The sequence below is a fragment of the Actinophytocola algeriensis genome, assembly GCF_014203735.1.
GTDB lineage: Bacteria > Actinomycetota > Actinomycetes > Mycobacteriales > Pseudonocardiaceae > Actinophytocola > Actinophytocola algeriensis.
The window spans coordinates 1-12,797 of the sequence record NZ_JACHJQ010000011.1 but is presented as its reverse complement, the minus strand read 5'-3'; the positions used below and the strand labels follow the sequence as shown (position 1 = coordinate 12,797).

The window sequence follows — 12,797 nt, the reverse complement described above, 5'->3', positions numbered from 1 at the left end:
GCATGTGTGGCATCGCGGGGAGTTACCTGTGGCCCGACGGCGGACCGCTGACGGACCGGCTGACGAAGACGTTGGCCCACCGCGGCCCGGACGGGTCGGGGCGCTGGTCGGGGCGCGCGGGCGACGGTGAGGTCCACCTGGGACATCGCCGCCTGTCGATCATCGACCTGACCGAGACGGGCGCGCAGCCGATGGTGGCCGAGGGCCTCGCCCTGACCTACAACGGCGAGCTGTACAACGCGCCTGCCCTCCGCCGGGAGCTGGAGTCGCTGGGTGACCGGTTCCGCGGCACGTCGGACACGGAGGTGCTGCTGCGGGCGTGGCGGCGCTGGGGGGTGGACTGCCTGCCCCGGCTGCGCGGGATGTTCGCGTTCTCGGTGTTCGACGAGCGGACCGGGGAGATGACGCTGGTCCGCGACCAGCTGGGCATCAAGCCGCTGTTCTACGTGCGCCGCGGCGCGGGCGTGGTGTTCGCGTCGGAGCTGAAGGCGCTCGCGACCGAGCTGGGCGACCTGACCGTGGACGACACGGCGCTGGTCGCGTCGCTGCTGTACTACTGGGTGCCGGACAGCCGGTGCGCGTACCGGGAGGCGTCGAAGCTGCCACCCGGTTCGTGGTTGCGTGTCCGCCCGGACGGCTCGTCCGAGACCGGCACGTACTGGTCGCTGCGGCAGGTGGCCGACGAGGCCCAGCACGTGTCCGAGGTGGACCTGGCGGCGGTGGTCGAGGAGTCGACGAAGGCGCACCTGCTGTCGGACGTGCCGGTGGCGACCTTCCTGTCCGGTGGCCTCGACTCGAGCTACCTGACCGCGCTCGCGGCCCGCCACCAGCCGGGGATCTCCGCGTACACCATCGGTTTCCGCCCCGAGGACGCGAAGTTCGAGGCGATGCCGGACGACCTGAAGTACGCCCGGATCGTGGCCGCGAAGTTCGGGGTGGACCTGAACGAGATCGAGATCGCGCCGAACGTCCTGGACCTGCTGCCGAAGATGACCTACCACCTGGACGAGCCGATCGGCGACCCGGCGGCGATCAACACGTTCCTCATCTGCACCGCCGCCCGCGAGGCCGGCGTGAAGGTGATGCTGTCGGGGATGGGCGCCGACGAGCTGTTCGCGGGCTACCGCAAGCACCTGGCGAACAAGCTGGCGCTCGGTTACCAGCAGATCCCCGGCGTCGTGCGGCGCCCCGTGCACTCCTTGGTGGACCGGCTGCCGGTGGCGTCGTCCCGGCGCGGCTACCGCTCGGTGCGGTTCGCGAAGCGGTTCCTGTCGTTCGCGGACCTGCCGGAGGAGACGGCGTTCCGCCGCAGCTACACCATGTACGACCGGGACGAGCTGGCCGCGCTGGTGAGCCCGGACCTGTCCGGCGCGGTCGACGACGTGCTGACCGAGCACGCGGACACCTACCACGACAACACCCTGTCCGACTTCGTGAACCGCATGTGCCTCGCCGATTCGCGGATGTTCCTGCCGGGTCTGAACCTCGCGTACACGGACCGGTCGAGCATGGCCGCGTCGACGGAGGTGCGGGTGCCGTTCGTGGACGTCGAGGTGGTGAAGGCGGCGTTCGCGGTCCCCGGCAACCGCAAGATCGTGCGCGGGCAGGGGAAGGTGGCGCTGAAGAAGGCCGCCGAGCAGCTCCTGCCGAGCGAGATCGTGTACCGCCCGAAGGGGTTGTTCTCCGCGCCGCTGCGCGCGTGGATGAGCCGGGACCTGGCGCCGCTGGTGCGGGAGGTCATCGAGGACGGCCTGCTGGTGCGCAACGGTTTCCTCCGTCGCGACGCCCTGCGGCTTTTGGTTGACGAGGACGCGTCCGGCAGGCAGGACCGGTCGAAACACCTCTGGCACGTGCTGACGCTCGAACACTGGTACCGCGCCGCTCTCTCGGCTGAGTAAAGGAAAATGGTCTTGAAGCAGGTAGTGCAGAATTACAAGAGCGGCGAGCTGGCGCTCCTTGACGTGCCGGAGCCGGCGTGCAAGCCGGGCGGGGTGCTGGTGCGGACCCTGTACTCGCTGATCTCCACCGGCACCGAGCTGATGAAGGTCAGCGAGGCGAGCAAGTCGTTGCTGGGCAAGGCGAAGGCCCGGCCCGACCAGGTCGCGAAGGTCATGCAGAGCGTCGCCACCAACGGTCTCGCCGCCACCTACCGCAAGGTGACCAGCAAGCTCGATTCCTACACCCCGCTCGGCTACTCGCTCTGCGGCGTGGTGACCGCCGTCGGCGACGGGATCACCGACGTGTCGGTGGGGTCGCTGGTCGCGTGCGCGGGGAACGAGCACGCGCTGCACGCCGAGCTGAACTGGGTGCCGAAGAACCTGTACGCCCCGGTCCCCACCGCGTTGTCGCCCCAGCACGCCGCGTTCGGCACGGTGGGTTCGATCGCCATGCAGGGTGTGCGGCAGGGTGAGCCGCAGCTGGGTGACGTGGCGCTGGTGATCGGCCTCGGCCTGATCGGCCAGCTGGTGGTGCAGCTGCTGGGCGCGGCGGGCGTGACGGTCATCGGCGTGGACCCGGACCCGACGCGGTGCGCGCTGGCGGAGTCGGTGGGTGCCGCGCTGTGCGCCGCGCCCGGCTCCGACACGGTGGAGATGGCGGTCGCGTCGCTGACCGGCGGGCACGGCGTGGACCAGGTGTACCTGGCGGCGGGCGGCTCGACGAACCAGCCGGTGGAACTGGCGGCCAAGCTGTCGCGGGACCGCGGCACGGTGGTCGACATCGGCAAGTGCAGCCTGAACCTGCCGTGGAACGCGTACTACGAGAAGGAACTGTCCGTCCGGTTCTCCAGGTCGTACGGGCCTGGGCGCTACGACCCGTCGTACGAGCTGGAGGGCCGCGACTACCCGATCGGGTACGTGCGGTGGACCGAGCGCAGGAACCTGGAGTGCTTCCTGGACCTGGCCGCGCGCGACAAGATCGACGTCTCGCCGCTGATCACCCACGTGGCCGGCTTCGACGACGCGGTGGAGACCTACCGCTCCCTGAACGACGGCGAACTGAAAGCCGTGGCGGTGCTGTTCGCCTACCCGCAGGACGAGGCGCCGGAATTGTCGGCACTCGCTGACAACGTGAAAATCGAAGAGCCTTCCGCCGACGAGCGAATGGGACTCTCGAACGGGAACGCAGCCGACAAGACTTCGGAAAACGGCACCACAAACGGTAAAGTGGAAATCGGGGGGCTCCCTGGCGAGCGAATGGGACTCTCGCACGGAGACACCGCCGTCGACGCTTCCGAAAACGCGGCGGCCGACGGTAGTGTGGAAATCGGGGGGCCCCCTGCCGCGCCAATGGGACTCTCGCACGGAGTGGGGAATGCGGCCGGGTTGACAAGGCAGCGGTCCGCTGTTCGCAAGTCGACGGTGCGGATCGGGTTCATCGGGGCCGGGAACTACGCCTCCTCCATGCTTCTGCCGCACCTGGCCGAGAACGAACGAGCCGACCTCCATCGTGTGGTCACCACCTCCGCGCTTTCCGGGGCCAACGCCAAGCGCAAGTTCGGGTTCCGGCACGCCTCCACCGAGATCGACGACCTCCTCGGCGACGACTCCGTCGACGCCGTCTTCGTCGTCACGCGGCACAGTTCGCACGCCGCCCTCACCAACCGCGCACTGCGGGCGGGCAAGGCCGTGTTCGTCGAGAAGCCGCTCGCCCTGTCCGACGCGGAGTTCGACAGCGTCCGCGCCACCATCGACGAGACCGGGAACGACCGGCTCCAGGTCGGCTTCAACCGGCGGTTCGCGCCGCTGCTCAACGAAAGCCGACGGCAGTTCGGGCGGCGGGTCGGGCCGGCTTCGGTTCGGTACCTCGTCAACGCCGGGTCGCTCGACGGCGGCAGCTGGTACACCCACGGCGCCGAAGGCAGCCGGTTCGCCGGTGAAGGTGGGCACTTCATCGACACCGTGTCGTGGATGCTCGCCGACGACCCCGTCACCGTCTACGCCACCGCCACCCCCGGCCACACCGACCTGCAGGTCGTCCTGACCTACCCCGACGGGTCCACCGCCGCGGTCACCTACACCACCACCGGGTCCTCGCAGTTCCAGAAGGAGACCATCGACTTCACCGCCGACGGCAAGGTGCTGCGGTTCGACGACTTCGCCCGCGCCGCCGTGTACGGGCGGAAGAAGTGGGTCAGCTCGCGGCTGCCCAAGGCCCGGGACAAGGGGCAGGCCGCCGAGCTGCGTGAGTTCGTCGACGCCGTCGCGTCCGGTGCGCCCATGCCCGTCCCGTTCGACTCGCTCGCCGCCACCACCCTGGCGACCCTTGCCGTCGAGACCAGCCTCGGCACCGGCGTGCCCGTGCACATCCGCGAGCTGACGCCATGAGACCCACCTGGTATCTCCGCCGCCTGTCCCGCATGGGGCCACGTGAAGTCGCCGCGCGTGCCGTGGTCGCCGCCCGGGTCCACCGGTGGCGGCGGGTCCTCGACGACGCCGCGGCGATGAACGCGGTCTGGCTGCCCAACCGTCGGTTCGTGCCCGTACTGCCGGATCAGGCGCTGGCCGCGGTCACCCCGACCGCCAAGGCGCAGCTCGTTGCCGCCGCCGACGAGCTGATGGCCGGGCGTGCCTCGTACTTCGGGATCGCCCGCGAGGACATGGTCGCGCCCGACTGGTCGTGGGACCCCAAGACCGGCAGGCGTGCGCCCACCGACCGGTACGCCTTCGACATCCCCTACCGCGACGAACTCGCCGTCGGGGACATCAAGCAGCTGTGGGAACCGTCCCGGCACCAGCACCTCACGGTGCTCGCCGCCGCCTACGCCCTCACCGGTGAGGAGCAGTACGCGGACCGCGTGGCCGAGCACCTGCGGTCGTGGTGGGCCGACAACCCGCCCCTGCGCGGGGTGCACTGGGTGAGCGGCATCGAGCTGGGGATTCGCCTCATCTCCTGGGTGTGGGTGCGCAGGCTGCTCGACCGCTGGTCCGGAGCGGCCGCGTTGTTCGAGGACAACGCGGATGCCCTGACCCAGATCTGGCACCACCAGCGGTGGCTCGCCGCGCTCGGCAGTCACGGGTCGTCCGCCAACAACCACGTCATCGCCGAGACCGCGGGCCAGCTCGTCGCGGCCTGCGCGTTCGACTGGTTTCCGGAGTCTCCCTCCTGGCGGTCCGCGGCGCTTCGGCAGTTCGACGAGCACCTGCACCGGAACACGTTCGCGTCCGGCCTCAACCGGGAGCTCGCCACCGAGTACCACGGGCTCGTGCTCGAACTGGGGCTCGCCGCGGTGATCGAGGCCGACGCCGCCGGGGTCCGGGTGCCGGACACGACGTGGCTCGTGCTGATGCGCATGTGCGACACGCTCGCCGCGATCGTCGACGTCCGGCTCAACCCGCCCCGCCAGGGCGACGCCGACGACGGGTACGGACTCGTCGTCGACGGCGCGGACGCGCACCGGTGGGCCAGCCTCCTGCACACCGGCGACGCGCTGTTCGGCAGGCAGGGCTGGTGGCCGGTCGTGCCCGTCGACGACGTGCGCACGCCGCTCGTCGCCGCGCTCACCAACGGTGCGCGCAACGACGCGGTCCGCCCGAGCAGCAAGCCGGACCACCTCGCCGACGCCGGGATGACGATCCTGCGCACCAACGACGACACCCGGCCCGAGATCTGGTGCCGTTGCGACGGTGGCCCGCACGGGTTCCTGTCCATCGCCGCGCACGCGCACGCCGACGCACTGTCCGTCGAGGTGCGGCACGACGGCGTCGAGATCCTCGCCGACCCCGGCACGTACTGCTACCACGGGCAGCCCGAGTGGCGTGCCTACTTCCGGTCCACGCTCGCGCACAACACGCTCGAGGTGAGTGGGCGGAACCAGTCGCAGTCCGGTGGACCGTTCATGTGGACCCGGCACGCCCGCACCACCGTGCTCACCTCCGACCCGGGCCGGGGCGGTGTCGCGACGTGGACCGCCGAGCACGACGGGTACACCCGTGGCCGCGAACCGGCCGAGCACCGCAGGACCGTGCGGCTCGACCGCAGGATCGGCGAGCTCGAGATCCACGACGAGGTCCGCTCGCCGATAGCGCACGACTGCCGTCTCGCGTTCCACCTGGGGCCGAGGGTGACGGCTGTGCTGGACGGCGACACCGCGCTGCTGTCGTGGGACGACCGGACCGCTGTACTCGAGTTGCCGCGGGACCTCGCGTGGGCCGTCCACCACGGCCAGGAGGAACCGCCGCTCGGCTGGTACTCCGAGAGTTTCGGCCAGCGTCAACCCGCCACCACGCTCATCGGCACCGGCCGTGCCGGTGGCGGTGTGTCCGCCCCGCTCGTGACCCTGCTCCGCTTCCCCTGTTGACCTTCGGAGGTTCTCCCGTGCGCACTCCACAGTGGACCCGCAGGGCACTGCTGTGCGCGCTGCTGCCGATGCTCATGTCGTGCACGGGCACCGCGGCGCCCCAGCCGGACGACCGGTCGACGGAGCCGTCCGGGCGGATCGCGGCCGTGTGCGGGAACACGAAACCCGGGCCGGCCGCGGCGCCGGACGGTGCGGTGACCGTGGACGCCGGTGTCGCGGGCGACCTGAGCGCCAAGACCGACGCGAACCCGCCGGGCTCCACGTTCTGGCTGGCACCGGGCACCCACACGCTCGCCGCCGACGAGTACGGCTCGGTCGAACCGAAGGACGGCAACACCTACCTCGGCGCACCCGGCGCGGTGCTCGACGGCAGGCGCGTGAACAAGTATGGGTTCGTGTTCCACGCGAGCGACGTCACGATCCGTGGCCTCACGATCCGCGGGTTCGTCCCGCCGCCCAACGAGGGTGTGGTCAACCACGACTCCGGTGACGGCTGGGTCATCGAGGACAACACGATCGAGAAGAACGGCGGCGCCGCGCTCATGGCAGGCGCGCGGCAGGTGGTGCGTGGGAACTGCCTGCGGGACAACGGGCAGTACGGCATCAACGCCTACAAGGACGGCGAGCTGACCGACCTCGTGGTCGAGGGCAACGAGATCACCGGCAACAACACCGACGACTGGGAGTCGAAACTCGAGGGCTGCGGCTGCACCGGCGGCGTCAAGTTCTGGGCGGTGGACGGCGCCGACATCCGCGGCAACTGGGTGCACGACAACCGCGGCGCCGGGCTGTGGGCGGACACGAACAACAACGACTTCCTCATCGAGCAGAACGTCATCGAGGACAACGACGGGCCCGCGATCTTCTACGAGATCAGCTACAACGCGGTGATCCGGGACAACACGATCCGCCGCAACAACATCGTCGAGGGTCGCAAGTTCGCCAACAGCGGCGACAGCTTCCCCTCCGCGGCGATCTACCTGTCCGAGGCCGGCGGCGACAAGCGGGTGCCCGCCCGCACCGACAAGATAGACATCTACGACAACGTGCTGGTGGACAACTGGTCCGGCGTCACCCTGTGGGAGAACGCCGACCGGTTCTGCAACAGCGCCGCGAACACCTCCGGCGGCTGCACCCGGCTGGTGCGGGACATCGACAGGTGCAAGCCGCCCGCGATCTCGAAGGACCCGCTGTACGACGACTGCCGCTGGAAGACGCAGCGGGTGGACATCCACGGCAACCGGTTCTCCGTGGATCCCAGCAAGATCGGCTGCAACGCCCTGTGCGCGCGGATGGCGATCATCTCCAACTACGGCACCTACCCGGACTGGTCGCCCTACCGGGCGGACACCGTGCAGCAGGCGATCACGTTCGGGCAGCACAACTCGTGGCACGACAACCACTACACGGGCCCGTGGACCTTCATGGCGAAGGACACCGGCCGCGTCATCCACCCGGGGCAGTGGCAGTCGGCGCCCTACTCGCAGGACAAGAACAGCACGTTCGTCCAGTCGGGCGGCTGAGGGAGCAGCATGAACGAGACCCAGGTACAGGACTTCTGGAACGCGCACCCGTGCGGCGACCACATCGTCGGCGGGCTGCGGCAGGAGTTCGCGGACGACTACGAGCGGTTCTTCGCCGCCTACGACCGCTGGCGCTACGACCAGGAAGGTCACATCCCGGCCTGCCTCGACCGCTTCGACTGGCGGGACAAGAAGGTCCTGGAGATCGGCCTCGGCCAGGGTGCGGAGTCCGAGCAGCTGATCCGCCGCGGCGCGCGCTGGTCCGGGCTGGACCTGACCGCCGAGTCGGTGGCCAGGGTCGGCGCCCGGCTCGCGCTGCGCGACCTGCCGCACGACGACCTCAAGCAGGGTTCCGCGCTCGCCATCCCGTACCCGGACAACAGCTTCGACCACGTGTTCAGTCACGGCGTGCTGCACCACATCCCCGACATCGCGACGGCGCAGGCCGAGATCCACCGCGTGCTCAAGCCGGGCGGCACGCTCGTCGCGATGCTGTACGCGCGGCGGTCGCTGAACTTCCAGGTCAGCATCCGGTTCGTCCGCCGCGCGGTGCTGGCGGCCGCATACCCCGTCCGGGGGTTCGTCGGCGGTGACGGCATGCTCCGGCAGCACCTCGACAACGCGTCGGCGGTCGGGCTGCGGAACTACCTGTCGCTGGACGCGTTCACGCACCGCAACACCGACGGGCCGCGGAACCCGTTCGCTCGCGTGTACTCGCTCTCCGACGTGGCACGTGACTTCTCCTCCTTCGAGATCGTGGACTCCTTCCAGCGGTACATGCACGCACCGCCGCTGCCGGTGCACCACCTCCCGTTCGGTGACCGCCTCGGCTGGCACCTGTGGGTCACCCTGCAGGCACGGCCGTGAACCTGGCCCCCGCGCAGACCTTCCTGCCCGAGCGGACGTCTCCACGTCTGCTCGGCGCGGTGTGGGCGCTGCTCGTGATCAACACCCTGGGCTCCCAGGGTGCGGACACGATCATCCCCATCCCGCGGCCGGTGGCGCAGATGGTCACGATGGGGGCCGTCGTCGGCGCGTTCGTGCTGGCGCTGCTGCTGAACCCTCGTGTTCAGCTGCGGCCCAGCGCGTACCTGCTGCTGCTCACGTTGCTGCTGGCGGTCAGCATCGCGTCGAGCGCCCGGCTCGAGTCCGGGTACGGCGCGTTGTTCCGCTGCTTCCGGTTCGCCATGTTCGTCGGCACGCTGTGGCTGGTCAGCCGCTGGTGGGACGACTGGCTCTCACTGCTGCGCCACCACGTCCGGGCGTTCGCCGCCGTGTTGTTCACCGTGGCGCTCGGCTTGGTGGTCGCGCCCGGCATGGCGCGGCCGGACGTGTACGGGGGCCGGATCGTGGGCGCCGTCTGGCCGCTGACGCCGCCGCAGATCGGTCTGTACTCGGCCACCATGACCGGACTCGTGATCCTCCTCTGGTTGGGCCACAAGACCACCCGGTCGAGCCTGTTGTGGCTCGCTGTGCCGGGGATCGCGTTGCTGTTGATGAGCCACACCAGGACGGCGTTGCTCGGGTTGGTCGGTGGGCTCGTGGTCGCGTTGCTGGCGCTCGCGTCGACGTCGTCGCGCGCCAGGAAGGTGTTCGGGCGTGCCGTGCTGATCACCGGGGTCAGTGCGGTGGTCGTCGGGCCTGCCGTGCAGACGTGGTTCCGTCGCGGTCAGGACGACCTGGGTTCACTCACCGGTCGCGAGAAGGTGTGGGACGCGCTGTTGTCAGCGCCTCGTTCGCTTGACGAGCAGCTCCTCGGGGTCGGGCTGACCAACAAGTCGTTCGACGGGTTGCCCATCGACTCCAGCTGGCTCGCCGTCTATCAGGAGCAGGGGTATCTCGGGCTTGTCATCGTGGCTGCCTTCCTGGTGACTTTGCTGGCTGTGGCCTGCCTGCGGCCGCCGTCCTTGCCGAGGGCCATCGCGTTGTTCTTGATCTTCTACTGCGTCATCGCGTCCTACACGGAGGCCGGGCTCGGCGACGCTTCGCCGTACCTGCTGAACCTGGCGCTCGCGGCGGCGCTGCTGACGAGGACGAAGGAGACCACGTGAGCGATCTCTTGCGCGTGCTCGTCGTGCACAACCGCTACCGCACTGAGCAGCCCAGCGGGGAGGACAACGTCGTCGACCAGGAGGTCGCGTTGTTGCGGGCGGCCGGGCACGACGTGGACCGGTTCGAGCGCCGCAGTGACGACATCGCCGGGATGTCGTTGCCACGCAAGGCACTCGTGCCGCTTGGTGTGCCATGGAACCCGCGTGCCCGATCCGCGCTGGCCGAGCGGTTGCGGACCGAGCGGCCGGACGTCGTGCACGTTCACAACACCTTTCCTCTCCTTTCGGCTTCGGTTCTGGACGCCTGCCGCGATGCCGGCGTGCCCGTCGTGGCGACCCTGCACAACTACACGCAGGTCTGTCCTTCCGGGACGTTGTACCGGGACGGGGCGACCTGCACCGCGTGCGTGGGGAAGCTGCCTCTGCCGGCGTTGCGGCACGGGTGCTACCGCGGATCGACCGTTGCCACCGTGCCGCTGGCGGTGAACCTCCTTGTCAATCAGCGGCGGTGGTGGTCGGGGGTCTCGCGGTTCCTGTGCATCTCCGACGCGCAGCGGCGGACGCTTGTCGCCAACGGGATGCCTGCCGAACTGTTGACCGTCAAGTACAACTTCGTCGAGGACACTGACGTTCGCCGGGCTGGGACCGGTGAGCATCTCCTTTATCTCGGCCGGCTTACCGAGGAGAAAGGGGTCCGGCTGCTCATGGCGGCCTGGGAACGGGTCTCGCGGGCCGGTGGGCTGGGGGTGCCGCTCGTGATCGCGGGGGCCGGACCCCTGGCCGACGAGGTGGCCGCGTGGGCTCGGGCGCGTGCGGACGTGACCTTTGCCGGGTTGCAGGACAAGGCTTCCAGTCGTGCATTGATCGCTCGTTCCATTGCGGTGGTGGTGCCGTCCCGGTGGCTGGAGACGTTCGGGCTTGTCGTGGTGGAGGCCATGGCTGCCGGGGTTCCTTCCGTGGTGGCCGGGCACAGTTCGCTTGCCGAGCTGGTGGACGACGGGGTCACCGGGCTTACCCACACTCCCGGTGACGCCGCTTCGCTCGCATCCGCGCTCGGGCAGATCGTGCGGGCGCCGTCGTCGCTCGGACGTGCTGCTCGGGCTCGGTACGAGCACGGGTTCACGCCCTCGGTGGGGTTGGCGAACCTTGTCGCGCAGTACGAACGGGTTGTCCGGGAGAGCCGCCGTGGCACGTCGACTGTGCGGTGAGGACAACTACCTGGCCGCCCTGCTCGCTGTCGCCGGGCACGGCCTGCCCGACGTCACCCGGGCGTTTCCCGTAGCGCCACTGTCCGATGCGTCATGGGTAGCGCTCCTTGCGGCGGCCAAGGCTCATCGGGTGCTCGGGCAGTTGCGTACCGCGGTGGACGCCGGGGTGCTGCCGGTGACCGACGGGCAACGACAGCAGGCCCGGGGTGCGCATCGCGCTGTGCTGCTTCGGGTGTTGTCGTTGGAGCAGCACCTCGTGGCGTTGCACGACCTCCTTGGTGAGGTCGAGTGCCGGGTGTTGAAGGGCAGCTCCTACGCGCATCTCGACTATCCCGAGCCTGCTCTGCGGTCCTTCATCGACCTCGACCTGTTGTTCCGGCCCACAGACGTCGGCCGTGCGGTGGAGGTGCTCTCCGCAGCCGGGTTCACGCGCATCCTCGCCGAGCCCCGACCCGGGTTCGACGAGCGGTTCGACAAGGGAACCACGTTGCGGGGCAACGGGTTCGAGATCGACCTGCACCGGACGTTCGTGCTGGGACCGTGGGGAGTGCGGGTCAACATCGACGAGTTGTGGGACGCCGGTGAGGAGTTCACCGTCGGGGGCCGCACCCTCGTCGCGTTGTCGGCCACCAACCGGTTCCTGCACGCGTGTTACCACGCCGCGCTGGGTGACTGGCCGCTGCGGCTGGGGTCGTTGCGGGATGTCGCTCAGCTGTTGCCGCACTCCTCGGACGTGCTGGACCGGGCCCAGGCCTGGGGTGTGCAAGCCGTTGTCGCGGCCGCTGTGGCCGACGCGACCCGGTTGCTCGGGTTGCCCACCACCAGCCCGTTGCAGGGCTGGGCGGCGTCTTATGCGCCGACCCGGCGCGAGGAGCACTGGCTCGGGCTCCACACGCAGGCCACCAAAACCTTTGCCGCACAGGCGATCGCCACGTTGCCCGTGTTGCCCGGGTTCCGGGACAGGGCCGCCTACCTGCGGGCGTTGATCCTGCCCGACTCGCGGTACACCGCCGGACGGCACGCGTCGGCGTTGGCGCGTTTTCGTTTCGGGGTAAGGGAAGCGTTGCGGGGCCGAGGAAAGAGCGCTGACTGAATCGAACATATGAACAGCTTACGCCGAATGGCCCAGCGGTCCACCACGCCGGAATAGTTCACTCGTTCGGGTATGGGCCCTGTGCAGGGCGAAGTACGTGTCAGTGCGCGGACGTTGCCCGCCGGTGCTCACCGTGGTGAAGGGCTCCTTCGTTGCGCTCGGTGCGATGAAGGACCCCTTCGTTGCGTTCAACGTGATGAAGGGCTCCTTCATGACATCGGGTTACGTGCCGAAGCGTCTTTCAGGGCATCGGCAACGTTGGTGGCCGCTAGGGCTGCGTCCACTTAGGTTGGCCGGGGTGGGTTCGTGGTTTGTCCTCGCCGGACGGGGTTTGCCTCCGGTGGCTCCTCGCCGGAGGGGCAGGTCTCCGGGATGGCCTTGCGGGATGGCATCTTCGGTTCTTTGGCATGGGTCGGTCTGCCTGCGTGTGGTGTGGGGCTCGCGCCCCCTTCGCGCCTGCGCGCCTTCACGGTGTCCGTTGTGCTGTGAAAGGCGCTTTCACGGCGTTGGCCATGCCGTGAAAGGCGCGTTCAGGGCGCTCACCGTCCTCAACGCGCCTTTCACAGCGTCGGCGATGTCCTGAACGCGCCTAATCAGTGGTGGGAGTGGGTTATCCGGCACACT

At 69.4% G+C, this 12,797-nt stretch carries 8 protein-coding genes; all 8 read left to right on the top strand.

Annotation, left to right across the window (positions count from 1 at the left end):
* Positions 1 to 2 precede the first annotated feature (2 nt).
* Positions 3 to 1,898: an asparagine synthase (glutamine-hydrolyzing) gene (gene asnB / locus FHR82_RS39440; protein WP_184815770.1), complete on the top strand. Its 1,896-nt coding sequence runs from the start codon at positions 3 to 5 to the stop codon at positions 1,896 to 1,898.
* 12 nt (positions 1,899 to 1,910) lie between these two features.
* The gene (locus FHR82_RS46940) at positions 1,911 to 4,325 is read left to right on the top strand and encodes a bi-domain-containing oxidoreductase (RefSeq protein ID WP_225944002.1); all 2,415 of its coding nucleotides are present in this window, start codon (positions 1,911 to 1,913) and stop codon (positions 4,323 to 4,325) included.
* Positions 4,322 to 6,298, top strand: a complete 1,977-nt coding sequence (locus tag FHR82_RS39425; RefSeq protein WP_184815769.1) for a heparinase II/III family protein — start codon at positions 4,322 to 4,324, stop codon at positions 6,296 to 6,298. The genes FHR82_RS46940 and FHR82_RS39425 overlap by 4 nt, the downstream gene beginning before the upstream one ends.
* A gap of 74 nt (positions 6,299 to 6,372) precedes the next feature.
* Positions 6,373 to 7,821, top strand: a complete 1,449-nt coding sequence (locus FHR82_RS39420) for a right-handed parallel beta-helix repeat-containing protein (RefSeq protein ID WP_221464898.1) — start codon at positions 6,373 to 6,375, stop codon at positions 7,819 to 7,821.
* A gap of 9 nt (positions 7,822 to 7,830) precedes the next feature.
* Complete coding sequence (locus tag FHR82_RS39415) at positions 7,831 to 8,688, top strand: class I SAM-dependent methyltransferase (protein ID WP_184815768.1); 858 nt, start codon at positions 7,831 to 7,833, stop codon at positions 8,686 to 8,688.
* The gene (locus FHR82_RS39410; RefSeq protein ID WP_376706482.1) at positions 8,661 to 9,872 is read left to right on the top strand and encodes an O-antigen ligase domain-containing protein; all 1,212 of its coding nucleotides are present in this window, start codon (positions 8,661 to 8,663) and stop codon (positions 9,870 to 9,872) included. Before FHR82_RS39415 ends, FHR82_RS39410 begins: the two co-directional genes overlap by 28 nt.
* A gap of 8 nt (positions 9,873 to 9,880) precedes the next feature.
* Entirely contained in the window at positions 9,881 to 11,080 is a 1,200-nt protein-coding gene (locus tag FHR82_RS39405) for a glycosyltransferase (RefSeq protein ID WP_184815767.1), read from the top strand.
* A complete protein-coding gene (locus FHR82_RS39400; RefSeq protein ID WP_184815766.1) occupies positions 11,058 to 12,173 on the top strand; it encodes a nucleotidyltransferase family protein in 1,116 nt (371 codons plus the stop codon). Before FHR82_RS39405 ends, FHR82_RS39400 begins: the two co-directional genes overlap by 23 nt.
* Positions 12,174 to 12,797 lie beyond the last annotated feature (624 nt).